Raw genomic sequence first — 23,241 nt, 5'->3', positions numbered from 1 at the left:
CCAAGCGCTCCTATAAACCCGCGTTCTCTCCCTTTGAAGCTCTCAGTTTTCTGTCTAAAACCGAGGCGGATTACGACAAGGGGCTTCTCCGGGCTTTCATCATGATGCTGGGCAAGCAGATCGAGCAGGAAAAGAAGATGGTTTGACCGGCCGTTTTAAAGTGAGCGCGGAGAGTATTTCCATGCCTGTCAGCCAGGGAGCGCTTCCGCCCCGGGCGGGATGGGCTTTTGTAAATACGGATACAGTTCAGCAGTGCAGAGTCGATACCACTGTTTACCGGGCGCTGTCTTCATCCTGACGCGGACGCCGGTGTTTTTTGTTGAGCCCACCGAAAACACGGACCATGAATTCAGAATCCAGAAAGCCCGTTCAGGCCCCGGGAATCCTTGCCCCGGTGGAGGACAGTCTTGCGCGCGGTGATGCTCCCGGGTTGACGAGATTGTTTCGGGTTTTTCCGGGAATGATATTCCGTTGCCGGCTCGGTTCGCGCTGGCAATTCGAGTTCGTGAGCCAGAGCTGTCACAACCTGACCGGCTTCAGTCGGGAAGAGATGCTGGCGGATCGGGAGGATGGAGTCGATCTGCTCGGGCTGATCGATCCGGCCGATCGCGAGAATTTCCGTGCGGCGGCCCTCGCGGCGGCAGCCGCCGGTGAGACTGTCGATACGAAGATGCGGATGTTTACAAAGGAAGGCGTTCTGAGATGGGTCTGGCTGCGTGGTGTGGGGATCCCGGAAGGGGAGGAAGGCTGTGGGTGGCTGGAGGGATTCATGACCGACATCACCCCCGGGGTCCTGAACGAGGAAAGGATGCGGAAGGAAAGCATGCATTTCCGCACCCTGGTCGAAGCCCTGCCGCAGGTCATTTTCGAGACCGACCGCAGCGGGGTCCTCACTTTCGGCAATCCCCTGGGTTTCCGGCTGTTCGGTTACTCTCCCGAGGATATTTCCTCCCGGCTGAACGTGCTGACCATGATCGCGACCGAGGATTTGGACCGCGCCCGGAAGAATGTTGCCAATGTCATGTCCGGCATAAGCTTAGAGGGGCATGAATACATAGCTTTGCGCAAGGACGGCAGCCGTTTCCCGATCATGATCTACTCGACCGCCATCCTCGATGAGCAGGGCGCAGCCCAGGGCATGCGTGGCATTATAGTCGACATAACCGACCTCAAGGAGTCCCAACGCCGTCAACGCCTGACCCTGGATGTCCTGGAAACGCTGAACAGCAACCTGAGCGGCCAGGAGATAATCAGCCGCATCCTCCAGCTTATCCGTCGCTTCACCGGCATCGAGGCGATAGCGATCCGTCTGATCGAGGGCTCGGACTACCCGTTCTACGAGGCTGAGGGTTTCCCCGCCGATTTCATGGAAGCCGAAAAAAGTCTGCTTGCCGACAGCGATGGCGACTCTGGGTTGGCCCAGAACCGGCATGATTGTGTCTGCGGTGCGGTGGTAGACGGCCGGGTGGACCTTACGTTGCCCTGTTTCACCGAGGGGGGGAGTTTCTGGGTTGACTCCTCAGCCAGCCTGATCGCGCAGAAACCTGCGCTCAAGCGCAACAATCACCTGCGCGGACTGTGTCTGGAACTGGGGTTCGAGTCCCTGGCCCTGATCCCCGTACGGGCGGAATACGAGATGATCGGGTTGATCCAACTGGCCGACCACCGTCCAGGAGTGCTGAATCTGGGCCTGATTACGTTTTTCGAGGACCTCGCCTCGAGCATCGGCATCGCCATCTCGCGCAAGCTTGCCGATGACCGTTTGCGGGATAGCGAAACGCGTTACCGCGAAATGGTGGAGAACATAACTGAAGCCATCTTCTCGGTGGATATCAAAGGGATTATTACTTATATCAGCCCGGCGGTCAAAGCGGTTGTGGACTACGAGCCATCCGAGATGGTCGGGCATTCCTACGAGCGTTTCATACATCCAGACGACCTTGAGCGAATGAGGCGCAAGTCTGAGGAAGTCTACCGGGAGGGTACTGGTACCGGCCAGTGGCGCGTCCTGACACGTCAGGGAGAGACCCGCTGGGTCAGGATGTCCAGTCGCCCGATAATCAAGGACGGGAAGCCGATCGGTCTGCGGGGGGCGATAACCGATATTACCGCTCACAAGCAGTTCGAGGATGAACTCTCGCTTAAAAACTGTGCGATCGATTCAGCCCTGACCGGCATTCTCATGGCGGACCTGGAGGGCACCGTGACCTATGTCAACGAGGCCTTTGCCAGGATGTGGGGCTTCGAATCGACGCAGCAGGTGGAGGGGCGCCGCTACTCCGATTTTCTGCAGGAGACGCTGGATGAATCCATGATAATACAGGAGTTCGAGCACAACCGCATCTGGCGCAGCGAGCTGAGCGGCAAGCGGATGGACGGCAGTCTGATCACGGTGCTGGTCCAGTCCAGCGTGGTGACGGACACGATGGGAAGGCCGCTTGGCTATGTCGCCTCCTGCACCGACACCACGGAACTGCGTCAGCTCGAACAGGAGCGCGGCAAGGCGGCCAAGCTCGAATCGGTGGGCTTGTTGGCCGGCGGCATCGCGCACGATTTCAACAACATCCTGACCGCGGTGCTGGGCAATATCTCGCTGGCCAAGGTGATGCTGGAGCGGGAGCACCGTGCACACTCCATCCTGACCGAGGCGGAGAAAGCCAGCCTGATTGCCAAGAACCTGACCCAGCAGCTTCTGACTTTCTCGAAGGGCGGCATGCCGGTCAAGACAGTCATCTCGCTGGAGGCTTTGATCCGCGAGGCGGTTACGTTCTCGCTGCACGGCTCCAACGTGAACTGCCGCTTCGAGATCCAGGCCGACCTGTGGAACGCCGAGGTGGATGAGGGACAGATCGGGCAGGTGCTGAACAACCTGGTCATCAACGCCGACCAGGCCATGCCGGATGGCGGCAGCCTGATCGTGCGGGCGGCCAACCGGGCGCTGGGTGAGAACGACAGGGCGACCCTGCGCCCCGGAGACTATATCTGTATAACGGTCGAGGACATGGGCACCGGCATCCCCCCCGAGCACCTGAGCCGTATCTTCGACCCCTATTTCACCACCAAGCAGAAAGGCAGCGGGCTGGGGCTGGCCACCAGCTACGCCATAATCCACAAGCACGGCGGAGACATCCGGGTCGAGTCGGAGCCGGGCAAAGGGAGCCGTTTCCACATATTCCTGCCCGCCTTGCGCGACGCATCTGTCGTGACATTGCGCGGGGAATGGGACAATGTGGAACCGGGCAGGGGGAGAGTGCTGCTGATGGACGACGAGCCGGTGGTGCGCGACGTGGCCAAGGCCATGCTCGAACACATCGGCTACCGGGTGAGCCTCACCGCGGACGGCGCCGAGGCAGTGGAAACCTACCGCAGAGAAATGGAAGCCGGACGGAAATTCGACCTCGTGATTCTCGACCTGACAGTGCCGGGAGGCATGGGGGGCAAAGAGACTGTCCGGCACCTGCTGGAAATAGACCCGCAGGTGAAAGCCGTGGTTTCGAGCGGCTACTCCAGCGATCCCGTGCTGTCCCGCTACCGTGATCACGGCTTCAGCGGGATAATTACCAAGCCTTACCGCCTGCAGGACCTGGGCGATTGCCTGAAAAGCACGCTCACTCAGCGTTCAGCCGTACAGCCGTAAACCGCCCCGAGCCCCCCGCGAGACCCGGCCTTCAGAAAATGCCGTAACTGTTGAAGAATTCCGAATATTCCTTGTCTGTTTTCTTGATGTGGCTGGCAATCCACTGTTCCAGAAAATCTTTCATCTGCAGCGGCAGGCCCGGATCGGGGTGTATGGAGCGTGAGCGGAACTCGAAAACCTTGGCCTCGAACTCGCGGTGTTCCGCACGGTGGGCATCCAAGCCAGCAAAATTGAAACGCGCCAGCAGACGTTCCTCGGCGGCGAAATGGTACAGCGCGTAGGCGTGCAGCTCGCCGATTATGAACGCTATATCCTCAGTGTTGTTCCCCTTCAGGCAGTTTTCGAGGTCATCGAGCAGGTGGAACAGCATTTTATGCTGTTCATCCAGCACGGCCACGTTCACTCTGTATTCCTCGCTCCACTGGCTCATCAAACCCTCTCCGCTTGAGGTTTGTCCCCGACAGCCAACCCGTGTGTTTGAGCCCCGGCTGCTGGCTGGAAGGATCGATTCAGTCGGTTTCGACATTTCGGCTCTTCTATATTTACTCAGCATTTTCTTCCATTGTCAAGATGATCCGTGGTACGACTGCAACCGTAATCAATGCTGTAACTTTCGACCGGAATTTTCTGTTTTTATTGACTGAATGAAAGAAATGTTGCAAATTACCTACACGTAACTAATTCCAATATATTGATCTTTTGTGTACAATCCGTCAACGGATTGGAGGTCTGAATGTATTACAGGATCGGCCAGGTCGCCCGGCAAGTCGGGTTGACCGAGAAGAGGATCCGAGAATACGAGGAAGAAGGGCTGATCAATCCGAAAAGGCGCGAAAGCAGTATTCAGCGCCAGTATGATGATTTCGATGTCCGCCGGATAAAGCAGATCAAATCGCTGATACACGAGCGCGGACTGACCCTCGCCGGTATCAAGGCCCTGCTGGCCGTGGCTCCCTGCTGGGAGATAATAGAATGCGACAACCGGATGCATTGCCCGGCGTTCATCGATCCGCGCAAAAAATGCTGGACCATCCGCGAGGAGTTGCGTACCGACAACCAGTGCATGGGCCACTGCGACCGCTGCCCGAAATACATTGTCCGCAATATCACGGTGAGCCCGCTGTTCGACAAGACCCCCCCGCTTATCCGGTTGGAATAGGAGTTATCATTCCAGGCTGCCGGCTGCCCACTGCAGCCGGCCAATCCGCCGGGGCGATGCAATACAGCTCCGGCAGGTTGCGCCTGTCCCTGACCTTCAAATTCCGCATTGCTTTATCCTGCCTTAGGAATTATCCTCAGGTTCGTTAAAAAAATAACGTTGCCAGCCGGGCCGTGTAGACGACCCCCGTACTGTCATCTCTGAATGAGCCATTCCACGGAGCCGTCAATGAAAACTCCTGTTGCCGCCCTTGCCACACTATCCCTGTTCCTGCTCGCCTGCTCCACCGCCGGGAGGAAAGACGCTGCCCCCGGCTTGGCCGCCAAGGGCTGGACCAACCTCGGCCCAGGCGGCGGCGGCGCGGTTTACTGCTCGACCGTAAACCCCTCGGACCCGGACAATGTGTTTATCTGTTGCGACATGACCGGCTCGTATGGCACGTGGGACGGCGGCCGGAGCTGGCGTAATTTCAACCTGCGGGCCGTGGTCAACGATTTCGAGTTCGACCCAGGCGACAGCGCCACGGTCTATGCCGCCACGAGCGCGCTCTACCGCAGCCGGGACAAGGGCCGCGCCTGGGAACTGGTCTACCCGTCACCCTCCGCGGTGACCGGCGAGCGGATGGTGGGGGATGAGGCCGACCAGTCGTATGCAACGGCGGACGGGATGCCGGACGGTCTGGTCCTCAAGGTGCGGGTCGATCCCTCGGACCGCGCGCACCTCTGGCTGGGCCTTGGACCCTCGCGCCGGCCGGACGGGCCGCGGGATTCGTGCCGCGTGCTGGTCTCGCACGATACGGCCTCAAGCTGGACTGTCGCGGCCTGCGTGCCGGGGCGTGAGGTGCTCGATATCATCCCCGGAAGCTGGCTGGGACAGGTGGAGGAGGCTATCGTTTTCACCGAGAGAGGTGTGTTCCGTCTGGGGGCTGGGGGAGCCGAACCACTGGCCCGGCCCGACAGCTCAGGGATAATCATGGCTACCGGCGGCTGCAAACCGGATGGCGGAGCGGTGCTGTATATCCTTACTCCGCTGCGTCAGAACGGCGCGGGCAAAGTGGAGGGCGGCATCTGGCGCAGCACGGATGGGGCCGTGTCCTGGCAGGAGGCCAACAACGGACTGCTGGAGGGTTGGTCCTCGAGCGGGGCTTTGCCGGTGTTCAGGACCCTGGCCGCCTGCGAGGGCGACCCGGATGTGCTCTACCTTTCGTGCACGGCCTGGCCGGTCAAGGTGGACGGACAGCTCCAGACCCATTTCGGCACCCTGTCCTCCAAGGACGGCGGGGCGAGTTGGCAGTGGTCGTACCGCGGCTCGGAGCAGGGGCTATTGAGCGGCAACTACACCGGCTACTGGAAAGACCGCAGCTTCGGGATCCCCTGGGCCGGCGAGCCGAACTCCTACGGCATCTGCCCCACCCGGCCCGAGGTCTGCTATCTGACCGACAACCGCACGCTGCGCACCCTGGACGGCGGCAAGCACTGGGAACAGGTGGGCAGCGACGATCTGCCCGACAGTTCCGCCACGACCCGCGGCATGGAGGGCACCACCACCTACGGGGTCCATTTCGACCCCTTCGACCCGCAGCATTTCCTGATCACCTACGCCGATTTCGGGCTTTTTCAGACCCTTGACGGGGGCCGCTCCTGGCGGCACGCCATCCGGGGCGTTCCGGCCAAATGGACCAACACCTGCTACTGGCTGGAGTTTGACCCAGCGGTGAAAGGGCGTATCTACGCGGCCTGGTCCGGGGCGCACGACCTTCCCCGCACCAAGATGTACTACCGCACGGACAGGATGCAGAGCTACGAGGGCGGAGTGGCTGTGTCCGAGGACGGCGGCGGCACCTGGCGGGCGAGCAACGACGGCCTTCCCGCTGGCACTATCCCCACCCATATCCTGCTGGACAGCTCCGGCCCGGACAGCCTGCGCACGCTGTATATCTGCGCTTTCGGCTCCGGGGTGTACAAGTCGGTGGACAGCGGGGCGAGCTGGCAGGCGGCGGACAAGGGGCTCGGGGGCAACCGTCACTGCCTGCGCATGAGCCAGTTGCCCTCAGGGCAGCTTTTCCTGGTGGTGTTCAAGACTTACGACAGCCAGGGCAATCTGGTCCCCGGAGCGCTGTACACGAGCCTGGACCGGGCGGAAACCTGGAATCCGGCGCCCCTGCCCGCGGGCGTGGTCGCGCCCAACGATCTGGCTTGCGACCCGGACAACCCCGACCGTCTGTACCTGGCCGCCTGGCCGCAGATGCAGGGTGACAGCCTCGCGGGCGGCGGACTATGGGTCTCGGAGGACTGCGGCCGGAGCTGGAAACTCTCTTTCAACCAGGCCGCGTACGCTTTCGGCGTGACCGTGGACAGCCGCAGCCCGCAGACCCTGTACCTCACCACGTTCAACAGCGCCCTCTGGCGCTCGGATGACCGCGGCGGTTCGTGGCGGCGGGTCGAGGGGTTCAATTTCAAGTGGGGCCACCGCGCCGTACCCGACCCGTACGACCCGTCCATGCTCTACGTGGCCACGTTCGGCGGCAGCCTGTTCCACGGGCCGGCCGCGGGTGTGCCGGATGGTGGATCGGACAAGGATGTAGTGAACTACAACGGCGCCTGGCGCCTGCGGCCCTGAGCGGCCGAATCAGCCGCGGCGGATCACCCGCCCGGCCCGGGCCGGAGTGCTCTGCCCGCGCTCTACCGCGAGCGCGCCGTTGACCAGCACGTACTCGACCCCTTTCGCGTAGCGCTGCGGGTCGTCGAAAGTCGCCGTGTCCACCACCGTGGCGGCGTCGAACAGCACCAGGTCGGCCGCCATCCCGCGGGCCAGCCGTCCCCGGTCTTTCAGGCCGATCTGGTCCGCGGGCATGGAGGTGATTTTCCGCACCGCGGCCGGAAGGTCGAACAGCTTGCGCTCCCGGCAGTAATAGCCCAGCAGGCGCGCGAAAGCCCCGTACGAGCGGGGATGGGGCCGCGCGCCCGCCATCTTGCCGGTGGGCGCGATGCTGTAACCGTCCGAGCCCAGCATCACCAGCGGGTGCGACAGAACCATCTCCACATTTTCGGGCCGCATCCCGAACCCGATCATGTCCACCTTGGACTGTTCCTCCTCGATCAGTTGCAGCACCAGCTCGGCCGGTTCCACGCCGCGGCTGTCGGCTATCTGCTGAAGGTTTTTGCCGATCAGGTCCCGGTTTTTATCCGACCAGACCTTGGCGATCACGATCAGGCTGAATTCCCCCGGGTCGAGGGCGATCTGCTGCTTTACCGCCTCCCGGATGCGCTCGCGCTGGCTCTTATCGGCCAGACGGGCGTAGAGCGCAGACTCGCCGCCCTCGCCGGCCCAGGCGGGAAGGTAGATCGGCAGGCCGGTGGAGTAGGCCGGGTAGGGGTAGGCATCCGCCAGCACCTGCACCCCGCGGGCTCGGGCCGAGGCTATCAGGTCCAGGGCCGGCTGCTGCTTGTCCCAGTTGGGACGGCCCGCGGCCTTGAGGTGCGATATCTCCAGCCGCACCCCGCTTGCCTTCGCCGTGGCCAGGGCCTCGCTCACCGCCTCAAGAAGGTGCTCGCCCTCATCGCGCATGTGGGTGGCGTAGAGCCCGCCGTGACGCGCCACGACCTGGGCCAGGGCGGTCAGCTCACCGGGCGGGGCGTAGCTGCCGGGAAGGTACTCCAGGCCGGAGGACAGCCCCATCGAGCCCTGGTCCAGGGCTTTTTCCAGCTCATAGACCACGCCCTTCATCTCATCCGCGCTCAGGTCGCGGTCCGCCATGCCGATTGCGTTCTGGCGCAGGGTGTTGTGCCCGGTCAGCAGGGCCTGGTTGATCGCCAGGCCGGCTTTTTCGAGGCAGGCGAAATACCCGGCCGTGTCGGACCACTCGGCCCGGACCCCGTCCTCCTCAAGCATCCGCGCGCTCCGCTCCTTCACATCCACCCCGGCCAGCGGGGCCGCCGAGCCGCCGCAGTTGCCGGCCAGCTCGGTGGTCACGCCCTGGCGCACCCGGCTGTCCGCTCCCGGGTAGACCAGGATCAGGCCGTCCGAGTGTGTGTGGATGTCGATGAACCCGGGGCTGACATGCAGTCCGGCGGCCTGGATCACCTTCCCCGCCTGCTCCGGCCCGATTGTCCCGATAGCCTCGATCCGGTCGCCACGGATACCGATATCCGCCGGGAATGCGGCGGCCCCTGTGCCGTCCAGGAGCATCCCGCCCTGGATCAGGATATCGAACCGCGGCGCGGCGGCCTTGACCGCAGCGTCGGCCGTGCGGCTCAACGCGGACCCTCCCAGGGCGGCCGCGGCCGACCCGGCCAGGAACGAGCGGCGTGAAATTCGCTTGGGCATGCTTTATCCTCCTTCGGCTCAGTAATATCCGGTCAGGAACGTGCAATCAGAAGTAGATAGACCCTTTTCTGCTTTGGTTTCGGCCAAAGCAGAAAAGCCAGCGGGGGCCGCAAACTCGTCCGTACCGTGTTTCTTCTTCAACCGGTGGTGTGCCCGGCGCTTTGATTCCGCTGCCGCGTTGCAGCGGCGGCGCTGCCGCGAATCGCCGCCGGACCGTGTGGCACTTTCAGCCCCAGCCGTTTCACACTCGATTGCACGCTGCCCTGGCGGGAGGCTCAGACAGGTGCGGCCCCCAAAGACTGAACTGCGGCGGCCTGGCAGCCGCAAGCGGGTTTACCCTCCTGGGATGCCGGGCAATGTCGTAGAGGCGAACCTTGTGTTCGCCCCTATGGATAGTCTATTCCTGAACATCCACCTTGTTCTGTTCCAGGTTCCAGGTGAGGCTCACCTTTTTGCCCTGACGGATGAAGCTGACCTCAAGGCTGCCATCCGGCGCGGCGGAGGCCCGGACCTCTTTCAGCGCCGCAGTCTGTCCGTTGCGACAATAGAGCAGGTTGAGCAGGGTGGTGCTGCCGCCGGAGAGCGGCGGCTCGACAGTCACACGGGTCAGAGTCATGTAATTGAACGGCTCGGTTGAGGTGCCCAGCAAATCGTTCCGCTCGAAAGCGGTCCGGCAGCCCGCGGGCAGAAGCGGCAGCACGTCCAGGCAGGCCCCGCCGACCGCGGCGCTCAGGCCGTTGGCGGCCCTGGTCACTACAGCCTGCGGCTCAAGCTGGAGCTGCCAGGTGGCGCTGGGCTTTTCGCTCACCGTGGAGCTGAAAGCCACGATCTTGTTCATCCGGAACTCGGCGGGAAGGTTCGCGCCGTGGAACGTGATCCGGCTGCCTTTTTTCAGCTCCACCGACGGGGAGACCTCCAACAGGTTGTCGTCCCGGTCGAAATTGTCGCTCTTCCAGCTATGGACCGTGTCGCTGTCCACGGTCAGGCAATAATCGCCCTTTCCGGGCTCGTTGTCCAGGTAATTGAGGTATATCTGGTATGTCCCCGGCTTGCCGTCGAACGTCACCCACGCCTCACCGTCCGTGCCGCTCACCTGGCCGTTGTCGTTGTGGCCCAGGCCGCCGCCGGTCTGGATCTGCGGGCCGGGGTAGTTATACAGGATGCCCGTGTCGGCCAGCTCGAACCGGTCGGCGACCAGCAGGATATCCGGTTTCAGGAACAGAAGGCGGCGCAGGTAGCGCTTGAGTCCCAGGGCTGGGTGGTAGGCGCTGGTTACATCCCCGACCGACAGGTCGTAGAGGCTGTCCGCGGAGGTTGTGACCAGCAGCGGGTAGTGCCCGAACTTGAGCGCCTCGGCCGAGCCGAAACCGGGTGCGTCCGAGCCCAGCTCGCCGCGTCCCTTGAACAGCATCTCGTTGAAGTCCAGGCTGCGCTTGTAGCCTAAGTAGAGGCCGCCGGTGGCCAGGAACTGGCCGTGCGAGAAAATCTGGAACGAGCCTGCATCCGGCTCGGCGTGCCCGGTGCCCCAGTCGAACGTGGCGTTTTTGGCCTGGGACAGGCTCATCGCCGGGCCGCACTTGAACCCGATCAGGGTGGCCGCGGTGTCGGTCCAGCTGGAGCGTAGCATGGCCTGGCCGATCTCGGGGAACTGGCTGAAAGTGGGCAGGTCTTTCGGGTCGGCCTCGGGGACAGAGGGGTCGTAGTAGAGCAGCATCATCCAGCCGCGCCCGCCCAGGCCGGTGGGCCTGAGCGTGGTTGTGAACCGGGCCATCCACTGGGCCTGGCTGTCGCGGTAGAGATTGGCCAGAAGGAACAGGTGCTGGGCGGTGGAACTCCAGCCGCGCTGGGGGCCGTCGCCGAAAGTCATGGCCCAGCGCTCGGCGGTGCAACTGGGCAGAACTCCCTGCACCAGGAACGCGGCCAGGTGCTGCATCCAGGGGGTGGTGGTGTAGTCCTTGCCCAGCAGCTCGCGCGAGAGCATGGCGTAGTTAAGCAGGTATTCCGCACCGTAGCCGGCGTAGGCGTAGCCCTCCACCGAGGAGCCGTCCGGCGGCATCACGGAAAATATCTTCTCGAAGAACGGCTCACACGCGCCCAGCCATTTCGCGGCCCGCTCATCCTCGCCGTACAGGGCCGCGGCGGCGAACGCCAGGCCGCAATAGTTGGAATGCGAGTGGTTCTGGTAGTACTGGTTGCGCCACCAGATCCGTCCCGTGTCGATGGACTCGAACTGCGCCTCGGCCTGCTTGGCCAGGCAGGCCACGATCTGGGCGCGCTCCTGCGGGCTCAGCTCATCGTACATCCAGTCGTAGGCCAGGCCGATCCCGATCAGGAAATGGCTGCCGATCAGGTAGATCAAGTCCTCGGGGGCCTCCCAGGCCTTGGGGTCGGTGAGCTTGAGCAGGTGGGAGCGGGCCAGATCGCGCAGGCTGTCGCTGCCGGTCATGCGCCAGGCGAACGCCAGCTCTATCGCCAGATCGCCCTCGTAGCGTTGGTCATTCGAGGCGTGCTCGGCGCGCGCTGCGGCCACCATGTGCGGAAGGTCCTGGCAGTAGCGCTCCCAGAGCCAGGCGTGGCTGCCGTTCAGCCCGGCGCGCAGGCTGTCGAACTTGGCGGCGCTTATCAGCAGACGGGGGTGGCCCAGATTGGGATTGTCAAGCGGACGCTGCACCGCGGCCGGAGTGCTCGGGCTGGCATTGCCGATCTGGAAGGAGAACAGGGAAAGAAGGACGATTGCGATAAGGCTCGGAATGCGGCGCGGCATGGTCGATGCTCCGGGACTGGGGTCATGGCGGCGTCCGGAGCGGCAGGGCGGGACCGGACGAGTGTGTGATTCGCACGGACAGAATAGACCGGAAAGAAAACAATAGCGCCCAATAATAGCACCTCGGGCTCGGATCGCCAAGAGTTGCGAAAACGGAAAAAGAGAAATCCCGAAACAGAAAGGGAGCAGTAGCCTTTGAGAGGACACGAGCTGGCCTGTCATATAACGACTGCATTGACCCGGACGCAGAGTGGCTATAAATTTCCCTGACAAATCGTTCTGATAAACAACTAATACCGGAGGCGAGGCAGGCATGGGGGTTGAAATTCATTCCGGAAAGCAATCCGAGCTCAGCCACCGCGAGCGGGTGCGGCTCGCCCTGGAGCACCGTCCCACCGACCGTCCGCCCCTGGCCCTGGCCTGCGCCGAGCTGTCTCCTGCCGCCTGGGAGGATTTCGACTCCTATCTTCGACACAACCACAACACAACCGCCGAGGCTTACCTCGATCCTCTTCTTGATATGCACGATTTCCGTCCGCGCTATGTCGGCCCGCGGCTCGAAGAGGGGTTCGATATCTGGGGCGTGGGGCGCAGGAGCATGCGCTACGGACGGGTGGAGGAACTGGTGCTGGACTGCCATCCCCTGGCCGGGGCCGAGACTGTAGCGGATATCCTGGCCCACCCCTGGCCCGACCCGGACTGGTTCGACTATGCGGCCATACCGGAGCAGATGGACTGGATCAACCGCAACGGGGAGTACTGCCTCTACACCCTGATCGGCAACCTGTGGGAAAAGTCCTACTACCTGCGGGGCATGGAACAGTTGATGATGGACCTGGTGCTGAACCCGGAGCTGGTCCACGCGATCATGGGCAAGGTTACGGAGTTCGTGCTGGAGCACACGAGGCGGCTGCTGGAGGCGGCCGGGGGACGGCTGGATGTGGTGTTCACCGCGGATGACATGGGCACACAGGAGGGGCTGTTGATGTCCGTGGACATGTGGCGCGAGTTTGTCCGTCCTTATCATGTCAAGCAGAACGAGCTGATCCATTCCTTCGGCTGCCGGGTGATGTACCATTCGGATGGCGCGGTGATGGAGCTGGTGCCGCACCTGATCGATATGGGTGTCGATATCCTGCAGGCCCTTCAGTTCGACGCCCGCGGCATGGACCCGCTGCGGCTCAAGCAGGACTACGGCGACCGGCTGTGTTTCGAGGGCGGGGTGAGCGTGCAGCGCACCCTGCCTTTCGGCACGGCGGAGGAGGTGGCGCAGGAGGTCCGTCACCTGCTGGGCTGCCTCGGGCGGGGCGGCGGCTATATCCTGGGGCCCTCGCACGAGGTGCCGGCCGGCGCCCCCCCGGAGAACGTGCTGGCCATGTTCGAGACCGCGCGCAACTGGGTCGGCTGAAAGCTGCAAGAGGTTAATGCAGGATAACTGGGGCTGCCGGAGGGGGCGGCCCCTTTTTTTCACACCAAGAGCGTGGAATTACTTGAACAGCGCCTGGCAGGGCGATAGATTGGACCCTGAGCCGCACAAACCGGCTTTTCCCGCTGGAATTTCGGCCTGTGACCTGTCGGCGGTAAAGGACACCTGTCATGCGGAAACTGCAAGGCCTGTTCAGGCTGCTGCGTTTCGAGCTCCCGCTTTCGGCCGGGGTGTGCGTGGTGCTGGGGCAGGTGCTGGCCCTGGGACATTTCGCCCCGCTGCTTCTCACGCTGAAAGCTTTCCTCTCCATCTTCTGTATCTCCGCCGCGATCCTGGTGCTGAACGACTGTATCGATGTCGAGACCGACCGGGTGAACGCACCCCAGCGCCCGATCCCCTCGGGCGCGGTCCGCCCGGCTGAGGCCCTGGCTCTCGCAATCGCCCTGTTCGCTGCCGGTTTTGTCCTGGGCTGGAGGATCGGCATCGCGGCGTTTCTGTGTGTGCTCGCCCTGGCTGCCATCGGCTACCTCTACAACCGTCATTTCAAGAAAACCGGCCTGCCCGGCAACCTGATGGTCAGTTTCTCGGTGGGGATGACTTTCATCTACGGCGGGATATCGGTCGGGCTGACGTTCGACCGGATGGTCTGGTTTTTCGGCCTGATCGCCGCACTGGTCGACCTGGGCGAGGAGATTGCCGCGGATGCGATGGACGCCGCGGGCGACAGGCTGATCGGCTCGCGCTCCCTGGCGATCCGTCATGGCGGCCGGGCGGCCCTGCGGGTGAGCGCCTGCATTTTCCTCCTGGTGCTGGCACTGACAGCGGTGCCGTTCGTGCTGGGATGGTTCCGGCCGGTCTACCTCATAGCGATCGGGTTCATGGACCTGTCCATCGCCATTTCCCTGCATGGTCTGCTGAAAGCCGGGGCGAACGGGGGCCGCAAGTACATCCGCCGCCTGTACCTGGGCGCCACGGCCGGGCTGGTGCTGTTCCTTCTGCTGCGACTGGCCGGAGTGTGAGCGGCCGCGGACCGTTCCTCGGCTTCGATCCCGGTGGCCGCGTCCGCGGCGGCTGCGGCTGAAAATTGACTCCTGATAAGGTTTACGTCACCATTCACCCTCAAGAGAGCGGGACCGTATGAAAACCAGCCCCCTGTTCAGCCCGTTCCTACTGCTCGCATTAATTGCCCTCGGCTGCTCCTCGCAACCCAAAGTGGAGACAGCCGCGCCGCTCACTCCGGCGGCCCATCCGGCCTCGTTCGCCGAGCTGAAAGCGCAGTTCGCCGACCCGCCGTCCGAGTTCCGCAGCGCGCCGCTCTGGGTCTGGAACGACAAGGTTACGGTGGGCGAGATCGACAGCCAGCTCGTGGAACTGAAAGAGGCCGGGATCGGCGGAGTGTTCATCCATCCGCGGCCCGGACTTATCACAGCGTACCTGTCCGAGGACTGGCACGCCCTCTGCCGCCACACGGTGGAGAAAGGCAAGGAGCTGGGGATGCAGGTCTGGCTGTACGATGAGAACTCCTACCCCAGCGGTTTCGCCGGGGGGCACGTGCCGGCCGAGATGCCCGAATCCTACAACCAGGGGCAGGGGTTGGTCTTTCACCGGGCCGAAACGCTCCCCCAGCCGCTCGGCATGGACTGCCCGGTGGTCCTGAAAAGGCAGGCCGAGGGCTTTGTGGACATCTCCGGCGCGCTCCAGGCCGAGGCGGGCAAGAAAGGCGACTACTACCTGTTCGAGAAGGCTTTCTACGGCAAGGACCCCTGGTTCGGCGGGTTCACCTATGTCGACCTCCTGCTGCCGGGAGTGACCGAGAAATTCATCGAAGTGACCATGCGGGGCTACGAGAAAGGGATCGGGGACGAGTTCGGCCGCAACGTGCGGGGCATATTCACCGATGAGCCGAATGTCGCCCCGCCGGCCAAGGACTGTATCCGCTGGACACCCGCGCTGTTTGCCGAGTTCCAGAAACGTTTCGGCTACGACCTGGTGACTGTGCTGCCCGCGCTGTTCGAGGAGGTCGGCCCCTGGCAGCGGGTGCGCCACGACTACTACGCCCTGTTGCTCGACCTTTTCATCCAGCACTGGAGCAAGCCCTGGAACGCCTACTGCGAGGCGCACCACCTTCTCTGGACCGGCCACTACTGGGAGCACGGCTGGCCGAGCCCGCAGCACTGCAGCGACAACATGGCCATGTACGCCTGGCACGATGTCCCGTCGATCGATATCCTGATGAACACCTACAGCGAGGACGTGAACGCCCAGTTCGGCAACGTGCGCGCGGTGAAAGAGCTGGCCAGCGCCGCCAACCAGACCGGGCGCAACCGCAAGCTGAGCGAGACCTACGGCGCCGGCGGCTGGGACCTTCGTTTCGAGGACATGAAACGCATCGGCGACTGGGAGTACGCCCTGGGGGTCAATTTCATGAACCAGCACCTGACCTACATGACCATCTTCGGGGCCCGCAAGCGCGACCATCCGCAGTCGTTCTCGTACCACGAGCCCTGGTGGAAAGATTACCGCGTGCTGTGCGATTATTTTGCCCGCCTCAGCCTGGCCCTCTCCACGGGCAACCAGGTGAACCGCACCCTGGTCCTGGAGCCGACCAGCACGGCCTGGATGTATTATTCGCCGGTCAAGTCCGCACAGCGGTTCAGCGAAATCGGCGACTCGTTCCAGACGTTCCTGCTCGATCTGGAAAAGATGCAGCTCGAATACGACCTGGGCTGCGAGAAAATGATGCAGGACCGGGGCCGCGCCGAGGCGGGCCGCCTGAGCGTGGGGGAGCGGAGCTACGACCTGCTGGTCCTTCCGCCGAACCTGGAGAACCTGGAGCGCCCGACTTTCGACATTCTCCGCAGGTACCTGGAAACTGGCGGTGTAGTGCTCTCTTTCGGCGGAGCGCCGCGCTGCCTGGATGGGGTCGGGTCGGACTCGGTGAAAGCCCTGGCGGAGCAGTATGAGCCGCAGTGGGTCACGGCCGCCTCGCCGCAGGAGGCCGCGGCCCTGGAGCGCCTGACTGCGAAGGATTTCCGCTTCGACAGCCCGGAGTCCGCTGGCGGCAAGCTGTTCCACCAGCGTCGCACTCTGGCGGAGGGCGAGCTGGTGTTCCTGGTCAACACCAGCCTGGAGGAAAGCGCAACCGGATCGTTCCGCGCGGCGGGCGGCTCGGTCCAGCGGCTCGATCCAGAGGCGGGCGCTATCTCTCCGTACCGCTCGGACAAGGCCGGCGATGGCCTGAACGTACAGTTTGACCTGCCGCCCGCGGGCAGCCTCCTTCTTTACATCGATCCCGCGGTCAGCCCCGACACGACCGCTGCGGAGCCTGTCGCAGCCGGTGCGCCTGTCCCGCCCGTGGGCGGCTGGACAGTCGAGCGGCTGTCACCCAATGTCCTGACTCTGGACTACTGCGATGTCACGGTCGGGGGACAGGAACTGAAAGACTGCTATTTCTTCAACGCCTCGGACGCCATTTTCCGTCACTATGGCTTCGAGGGCGACCCCTGGAGCGGGGCGGTGCAGTTCAAGACCTCCATCGTGGACCGCGATTCTTTCCCGGCCGGGTCGGGTTTCGAGGCCGGTTTCGCGTTCCGGGTCGAGCCGGGAGTCGCCAGCGGGTCGATGCAGGCGGTGCTGGAGCACCCGGAACTGTGGGAGGTGGCGGTGAACGGGCAGACGGTGAATCCCCGGCCCGGCGAGTGGAGCCTTGACCGCTCGTTCGGCCTGTACGATATCGGGGCCGCGGTGGTGAGCGGGCAGAACAGTCTCAGCCTGCACGCCGCCCCGATGACAGTCCATTCCGAGCTGGAGCCGGTCTACATCCTGGGCGATTTCGGCCTGGAGCCGTATGAGAGGGGTTGGAAAGTGGTGTCGCCGCGGGAGCTCTCTTTCGGGGCCTGGACAGCCAAGAGCCTTCCGTTCTACTCCGGGGGCGTGAGCTACAAAGCCACGTTCGACCTGAAAGAGGGCGCGGCGCGCTGCCGGGTCCGGCTGGGCAAGTGGCTGGGCAGCGTGGCCGAGGTGACTGTCAACGGTCAGGCCGCCGGGACGGTCGGCTGGCCGCCCTACGAGCGCGACATCTCAGCCCTGGTCAAGCCGGGGCGCAACGAGGTCGCTGTCACGGTCTACGGCACGCTGAAAAACCAGCTCGGGCCGCATCACAACAAGCCTGAGCACGGACGGGCCTGGCCCGCCGCGTTCCGCGCCGCGCCCGAGCATCAGCCGGACGGCGCGGAGTACGATTTCATCGGCTACGGGCTGTTCGAGCCGTTCAGCGTGCTGGTGCAGCCGTGAGCCAAACGGACAAGTAGCGGTATCACCGATTGGTGCAAAGCGGCTTTCCCGTCTGGATCGGGAAAGCCGCTTTTTGCATGCTGCGACTGGAGGTGCTATACCCGTTCCTCCCGTTTGTCCGCCTTTCGGAGTGAACCCGCTGTCAAGCTTCTGCGGCTTTTAATAATCGAAAGCAAGATTCGATACAGGTTTGTGACAATGTATCCATAACACTGTCTTAGAAAAATATCTTGGCGTTGGTGTCACAGCATCCAATATTTATCACATCGTACAGGGGAACGGAAATATATCTGCAATTGTCAGGCACTGCATTACTATATTGTTGATCAGCTTCTCATTGAACCGATACAGACAGTCGAAACGTCTTACACTCGCTCGTAATCCGTCTGACTTATGATCACTGCGATTGAAAAAACACGGACAGAGTGTGTCATGCCCTCGATCCCCAGTAAATTGTTTTCTCCGACGCTGTTGATTTATCCTGTCTGCTTATTGCTCCTTGCGGCCCAGGGGCTTCTCGGCGAAAACCTCCCGGACTGGCGTTTCTTCCAGGTGTCCCAGGGGGCCGAGGAGTCATGGATCAATTATGTTACTATCGGGAGCGAAGGAAAAATCTGGATCTCGCACGGCTCGACTATGTCAGCCGGCTGGATGGATGGCTGGCCTGATGAGAACGGGAAGCTCGTTTTTCGCATTCCCTCCCCCAGTATGTACAGCGTGATCAGACAGAGCAAGCAGGGACAACTCTGGTCGGTCAGCGAGGATGGCGCAAAGCTTTTTCAAAACGGCAAATGGGCGACTTTCGATATCGGGCGTGATTACAATCCACCAGCATTCCAGCCGAACTTTCTGCTGTCCCCGACAAACATGCCGTTCACGCCTGGAGATAAGAACCAGGTTTTTTATTTGATGGGCAACAGTCTGGTTCTTCTTGACGCCTCGACCGGCCAAAGAATGGAAATGGTGCACGCCGCACAGACCGGTATCGGGGATTTTATCGATTTAGCCGGTACCCGCGAGGATTATTTTTGGATCACTGGCACCCGGGGAATCGCCCAGTTCCATCCCAAAGCGGCCGCCAGGGGCAAGGCCTGGCAGGAATTCCGCACGCCGGGGCCAGAATATGCCGCGTTCCAGTCTCCGGTCGAGGGCTGCGAGGGAGAATTGTACGTTGTCGCGTCCAATCTCAAGAAAAATAAAAGTGATCTGCTGATCTTCAAAAACAGGCAATGGCAGATCAAAACCGGGCATTCCGGCTCAGTGCGCATCGGCTGGCCGGGTCTGGAAGACAGCTACTGGGTAATAGGGGACAAGAATGGGCTTTTTAATATCTCGCCAGAAAAGGGCGAATCTGAAGAAAATGCGAGTGTTTTGTCGGGCGTGATTTTTTGTGAAGTTGCTTTGGAAAAGAACGGAGTATTCTGGCTGGCGACCAGCCGCGGCCTGGCCAGGTATACGCCACCCCTCTGGCGGACGCCTCGCGGCCTGAAGGAAGAACTGAGATGGTGCCACGCCATTTACGAGGACTCTCTCGGCAATATCTATCTTGCCGCCGGCGGCAGAATCTTGGTGTACAACGGCAGACATTGGCAGCGCTACGATCTGGCCGGTCAAAAAGATATCTATGATCGAATGTCGGTGAATTTCCTCTCTCTTTCCGATAACAGAACAGCCGTTTTTTATCCTAAGTCTGGGTGCTATTCAATTTCTCCTGCCGGGCTGAAAAAAATCCCATATCAAGACGCCTCCGGCAAATTCAATAACAGAACGGTTCTCCTGATGTCTTCCGGCCGGAAACATAAAGTCTGGCTTTCTACATACGCTGGTATGGATTCGGTCGCTTTTCGGGTCGAAAATTGGGACGGCGAGGTATACAAACCGGTTATCAATATGACGGATGATTATGATATTGAAAGCTTTTACGAAGCCGCCAATGGAAACCTCTGGATCGGTTCCGCCGAGAACAAGCATTGCCTGGCGCTTTTCCGGAATGGCGCCCTCAAAATGATAGGACCGGATGATGGCTACACCGGGGGAGGAGTGTTTTGTTTCCATGAATTCGAGGATGGCAGAATCTGGATTGGCTGCCGGAACCAGATCTTTGAATACGATGGCGGGAAATGGTCCCTGATCCGGGATTGGGGCCTGGACAACGTGTACTCGATTCATGGACATAGCGGCGGCAGTGTATGGGTGGCCTCAACAACCGGCATCCACAGGTATTACAAGGGGTTATGGGTCACTTATACCGCGGAGGACGGCCTGCCCAACACGGCGGCCACTTTCGTCTTCGAGGACAGCCGGGGCACGGTCTGGGCCGGCACCACCCAGGGAGTGAGCTGCTTTCACCCGGAAGCGGATTCCGATCCGCCCAGGACATTAATCAGCAAGCGGGACAATCCGTCAGAGGTGCCACCCTCGGGGGAAGCCAGGCTGGTTTTCACGGCTGTGGACAAGTGGAATTTCACCAAGCCGGAGAAGCTGTTTTTCTCCTACCGGCTGGACGGCGGGCAATGGTCTGCCTTCCAGACCAGCAATGTCACCTGGCTGAGCCACCTGGCCTATGGACCCCATCGTTTCGAGGTGCGGTCCATGGACTTGAACCTGAATATCGATGCGAAACCCGCCCTCTTCGATTTCACTGTCCTTCTCCCCTGGTATAGAGAGCGGGGGTTCCTGATTGTTGCGGCGATAGGCTCGCTGACCATTCTTTTCCTGCTGGGAGTGGTCATCCGCAGGCATCTGCTGTTGGAAAAACTTGTGTTGGAAAGGACAAATGAACTGCAATCGGCCAATGCGACCTTGACCAGAAACAAGTGCGAACTGGAGAACCTTCTCCAGAGCGAGCAGTTGCTGGCCAAGATCGCCTCGCTGCTGAATTCCTCCGATTCGTTCTTTGACAGTGTCGGTGAGTTGCTGGAAAAGATCGGATTATCCGCCGGGTTGGATCTCGCCTGTCTGGTCATTGACGGCAAGGCCGGGAAAAGGGCGGAAACAGTCGGTTGCTGGGTCTCGCCCTCCTACGCCGAAAGCGGCAATCCCGGCAGGGTGGCCGATAACGACGGAGTATCCGCCTTATACGAAAAGCCGGCTCCAGGCAGCGGCCGTTTTGTGTCGGACTTGTCCGGAGTCACCGCGGAGGAAAGGCGGTTTGCCGAAGAACTGGCGATAAGTTCTTTTGCCGTTATTCCCCTGGAAGTGTCCTCGAAAGCCACCGCTTTCATGTATCTGGCCAAAATGGAGGCACATCCGTGGAATGACCAGGAGATAGAGCTATTAAACACCATCGCGGATGTAATGGCCAACTCGTTGCAGCGTCAGACCCACTTTCAGGCCCGCCTGGATGCGGAAAAGAAAGGGCTGGAGGCTGTGCAGATGGCCGAGAAAGCCTCGCGCATGGCATCCATCGGCGTGATGGCGGGGGGAATCACCCACGAGATCAACCAGCCTCTCAACGCGCTCAAGCTCAACTCGACACAGGTGTTGAGCTGGACCGAGCGCGCACGGGGAATAATTCCGGACAAGGTTGTCGAGAAGCTCAGAAGAGTTCCGGAGTATATCAACCGGATTGAAGAGATAGTCAAGCATATGAGCGAATTCTGGATATCGCCCAACCAGAAAGTGAACGAGAGGTTCGATCTCAAGGATTCGGTGCAGCACGCGCTCACGCTGATCAACAGGCAGATCAATATCCACAGGATCAAGTTCAATCTGAACGTGGAGCCGGTGGACATGCCGATACAGGGTAACCACATAAATGTCGAGCTGATCCTGATCAATCTGGTGGTCAACGCCGTGCAGGCCTTGGACGAGCTGCAGAAGCAGGACAAGACAATCACCATTTCCATCCGGCGAAACGGAAGCTCGGCTGTTCTCGAAGTGAGCGACAATGGCAAGGCTTTGTTCAGGGGCAATGAGGAAAGGATATTTGACCCGTTCTATTCCACCAAGAAACCGAGTCTGGGGATTGGCCTGGGTCTTGCAATTGTAAAAAGACTGACGCAGGAGTTGAGCGGCAAGGTGAACGCTTTTGTCAACAACGAGGATGGCGCCACCTTCATCGTGGAAATTCCTTTGACAGGCAGCCATGAGGAGGAGATTTGAAAATTCTCGTGGTCGACGACGACAAGTATTCCAGGACCGAATTGACCGAGTACCTGCGCGACGAGCTGGGACACGACATCACCCCCTGTGACTCGGGGACAAAGGCATTGCAGTTTTTCGAGAACAATCCATTCCCGCTCGTTCTCTCGGATATCCGGATGCCGGAGATGGACGGGATCGAATTGTTGAAGCGCCTGAAAGCCATGCCCGCGGGCCGGCAAACGTACGTGGTGCTCATCACTGGCTACGGGGATGTGAATTCTGCTGTAAGCGCATTCCATGCCGGCTCTTACGACTACCTGATGAAGCCGGTGAATCCTGAGGAGCTAAAATCCATCATCGGGAAAATCGCCGAACACCAATCGCTCCTTGAAGAGAACTATGAGCTGAAGCACCGGTTCGAGAGCAAGGTGGCAGAGGTGACGCAGGAAGCCATGCTGGAGCTGGAGCAGGTGCAGAAAGCCCTGGCGGAAGTGCTCGGGGTGGGCAGGATCGGTGTTTTTTCGAGCAAGATGCGGGACGTGGTCCGTCTGGCCAAGCGGTTGCACGAGGACCGCTCGGTCCCGGTCTTGATCGAAGGGGAAACCGGCACCGGCAAAGAGTTTATCGCCAAGCTGGTTAATTACGGTCCCCACACGGTCACCACTCCTTTCGTCTCCATAAACTGTTCGGCTATCGCTCCCAACCTGTTTGAAAGTGAGCTGTTCGGTTATGAGGGCGGAGCTTTCTCCGGTGCGAAGAGGGCCGGGCAGAAAGGCAAGTTCGAGCTGGCCCAGGGGGGGACCCTGTTTCTGGATGAAATAGGCGACATGCCACTGGAGATGCAGCCCAAGCTGCTGCGCGTGCTGCAGGAAAAAGAGTATTTCAGGGTCGGCGGGATAAGGAAGCTGACAGTGGATGTCAGGATCATCTGCTCGACCAACAAGAACCTGGAGAAGCTCTCGCAGGCGGGCGCTTTCCGCAGCGACCTCTATTACCGGCTCAATACGGGCCGGATCCACCTCCCGGCGTTGCGGGAGAGAAAAGAGGAAATCCGCCCTCTGGCCCAGATGTTCCTCGAGTATTTCGCGGAGCAGAAAAAGAGCAATTTCAAATCTTTCAGCGAGGAGGCGATCGGCATTCTGGAGGAATATCCCTGGCCCGGCAACGTGCGCGAACTTCAAAACCTGATCGAACGCGTTGTGCTGCTGTACGATGATGTGGAAATCAAGCCCTGCCATCTGAGGGTTTTAAAGAAGAACGAGGGCCTGGGTTTGGACCGGCTGGCCGAGGAAAACGATGAGGATTATCTGGTTGTCAGGTTCTTGCCTGGAGGCTTGAACCTGGAAACAATAGAGAAAGAGATCATCAAAAAGGCGCTGTTCATGTTCGACGGTAACAAAAGTCGGGTGGCCAGGTATCTGGGAATCAACCGCGCCACTCTCTATAACAAACTTGACGACAAGGCCGTCTAATCCTTTCCTGCCGTACGCCTAACCGCCAAAACAGTCGATCATCCAGAGTATCCTTGGACCATTCAGCGGCAATTCGTG

11 protein-coding genes are annotated in these 23,241 nt (G+C 61.1%); 8 read left to right on the top strand and 3 right to left on the bottom strand.

All coding sequences use genetic code 11. The features are described 5' to 3' along the window. The first annotated feature begins 460 nt into the window (after positions 1 to 460). Positions 461 to 3,637 carry a PAS domain S-box protein gene (locus tag LLH00_06165; protein MCE5270853.1) on the top strand — a complete coding sequence of 1,059 codons (3,177 nt, stop codon included), beginning with the start codon at positions 461 to 463 and terminating at the stop codon, positions 3,635 to 3,637. A gap of 31 nt (positions 3,638 to 3,668) precedes the next feature. Here LLH00_06165 and LLH00_06160 read toward each other — a convergent pair whose 3' ends face one another. Continuing rightward, positions 3,669 to 4,067 carry a bacteriohemerythrin gene (locus LLH00_06160; GenBank protein MCE5270852.1) on the bottom strand — a complete coding sequence of 133 codons (399 nt, stop codon included), beginning with the start codon at positions 4,065 to 4,067 and terminating at the stop codon, positions 3,669 to 3,671. 303 nt (positions 4,068 to 4,370) lie between these two features. Here LLH00_06160 and LLH00_06155 point away from each other — a divergent pair, with 303 nt between their 5' ends. Continuing rightward, positions 4,371 to 4,796, top strand: coding sequence for a MerR family transcriptional regulator (locus tag LLH00_06155; protein MCE5270851.1), 426 nt, complete (start codon positions 4,371 to 4,373; stop codon positions 4,794 to 4,796). A gap of 228 nt (positions 4,797 to 5,024) precedes the next feature. After that, positions 5,025 to 7,415, top strand: coding sequence for a hypothetical protein (locus LLH00_06150; GenBank protein MCE5270850.1), 2,391 nt, complete (start codon positions 5,025 to 5,027; stop codon positions 7,413 to 7,415). 9 nt (positions 7,416 to 7,424) lie between these two features. Here LLH00_06150 and LLH00_06145 read toward each other — a convergent pair whose 3' ends face one another. Next, positions 7,425 to 9,122, bottom strand: coding sequence for a D-aminoacylase (locus tag LLH00_06145; GenBank protein MCE5270849.1), 1,698 nt, complete (start codon positions 9,120 to 9,122; stop codon positions 7,425 to 7,427). 397 nt (positions 9,123 to 9,519) lie between these two features. Continuing rightward, the gene (locus LLH00_06140; GenBank protein MCE5270848.1) at positions 9,520 to 11,886 is read right to left on the bottom strand and encodes a DUF4962 domain-containing protein; all 2,367 of its coding nucleotides are present in this window, start codon (positions 11,884 to 11,886) and stop codon (positions 9,520 to 9,522) included. A gap of 313 nt (positions 11,887 to 12,199) precedes the next feature. Here LLH00_06140 and LLH00_06135 point away from each other — a divergent pair, with 313 nt between their 5' ends. The 5 genes from LLH00_06135 to LLH00_06115 all read left to right on the top strand — a co-directional run bounded on the left by LLH00_06135 (position 12,200) and on the right by LLH00_06115 (position 23,163). Further along, positions 12,200 to 13,294, top strand: coding sequence for a uroporphyrinogen decarboxylase family protein (locus LLH00_06135; protein ID MCE5270847.1), 1,095 nt, complete (start codon positions 12,200 to 12,202; stop codon positions 13,292 to 13,294). A 188-nt stretch (positions 13,295 to 13,482) separates the two neighbouring features. Beyond that, positions 13,483 to 14,331 carry a UbiA family prenyltransferase gene (locus LLH00_06130; protein MCE5270846.1) on the top strand — a complete coding sequence of 283 codons (849 nt, stop codon included), beginning with the start codon at positions 13,483 to 13,485 and terminating at the stop codon, positions 14,329 to 14,331. Between the two features lie 118 nt (positions 14,332 to 14,449). Next, on the top strand, positions 14,450 to 17,605 hold the full coding sequence (locus LLH00_06125; protein ID MCE5270845.1) for a hypothetical protein: 3,156 nt from the start codon (positions 14,450 to 14,452) through the stop codon (positions 17,603 to 17,605). Between the two features lie 432 nt (positions 17,606 to 18,037). After that, positions 18,038 to 21,709 carry a GHKL domain-containing protein gene (locus LLH00_06120; GenBank protein ID MCE5270844.1) on the top strand — a complete coding sequence of 1,224 codons (3,672 nt, stop codon included), beginning with the start codon at positions 18,038 to 18,040 and terminating at the stop codon, positions 21,707 to 21,709. Continuing rightward, positions 21,706 to 23,163, top strand: a complete 1,458-nt coding sequence (locus LLH00_06115) for a sigma-54 dependent transcriptional regulator (protein ID MCE5270843.1) — start codon at positions 21,706 to 21,708, stop codon at positions 23,161 to 23,163. The genes LLH00_06120 and LLH00_06115 overlap by 4 nt, the downstream gene beginning before the upstream one ends. Positions 23,164 to 23,241: the final 78 nt, after the last annotated feature.

It is taken from the genome of bacterium, assembly GCA_021372515.1.
Taxonomy (GTDB): domain Bacteria; phylum Gemmatimonadota; class Glassbacteria; order GWA2-58-10; family GWA2-58-10; genus JAJFUG01.
Note: the sequence above shows the minus strand (reverse complement) of the source record. Positions and strands in the feature narration are given on the sequence as shown.

What these genes read in the sequence shown, in the direction of transcription:
- LLH00_06165 (MCE5270853.1), top strand. Translation starts at nt 461, where the DNA reads ATGATATTCCGTTGCCGGCTCGGTTCGCGCTGGCAATTCGAGTTCGTG.
- LLH00_06160 (MCE5270852.1), bottom strand. Translation starts at nt 4,067, where the DNA reads ATGAGCCAGTGGAGCGAGGAATACAGAGTGAACGTGGCCGTGCTGGAT.
- LLH00_06155 (MCE5270851.1), top strand. Translation starts at nt 4,371, where the DNA reads ATGTATTACAGGATCGGCCAGGTCGCCCGGCAAGTCGGGTTGACCGAG.
- LLH00_06150 (MCE5270850.1), top strand. Translation starts at nt 5,025, where the DNA reads ATGAAAACTCCTGTTGCCGCCCTTGCCACACTATCCCTGTTCCTGCTC.
- LLH00_06145 (MCE5270849.1), bottom strand. Translation starts at nt 9,122, where the DNA reads ATGCCCAAGCGAATTTCACGCCGCTCGTTCCTGGCCGGGTCGGCCGCG.
- LLH00_06140 (MCE5270848.1), bottom strand. Translation starts at nt 11,886, where the DNA reads ATGCCGCGCCGCATTCCGAGCCTTATCGCAATCGTCCTTCTTTCCCTG.
- LLH00_06135 (MCE5270847.1), top strand. Translation starts at nt 12,200, where the DNA reads ATGGGGGTTGAAATTCATTCCGGAAAGCAATCCGAGCTCAGCCACCGC.
- LLH00_06130 (MCE5270846.1), top strand. Translation starts at nt 13,483, where the DNA reads ATGCGGAAACTGCAAGGCCTGTTCAGGCTGCTGCGTTTCGAGCTCCCG.
- LLH00_06125 (MCE5270845.1), top strand. Translation starts at nt 14,450, where the DNA reads ATGAAAACCAGCCCCCTGTTCAGCCCGTTCCTACTGCTCGCATTAATT.
- LLH00_06120 (MCE5270844.1), top strand. Translation starts at nt 18,038, where the DNA reads ATGCCCTCGATCCCCAGTAAATTGTTTTCTCCGACGCTGTTGATTTAT.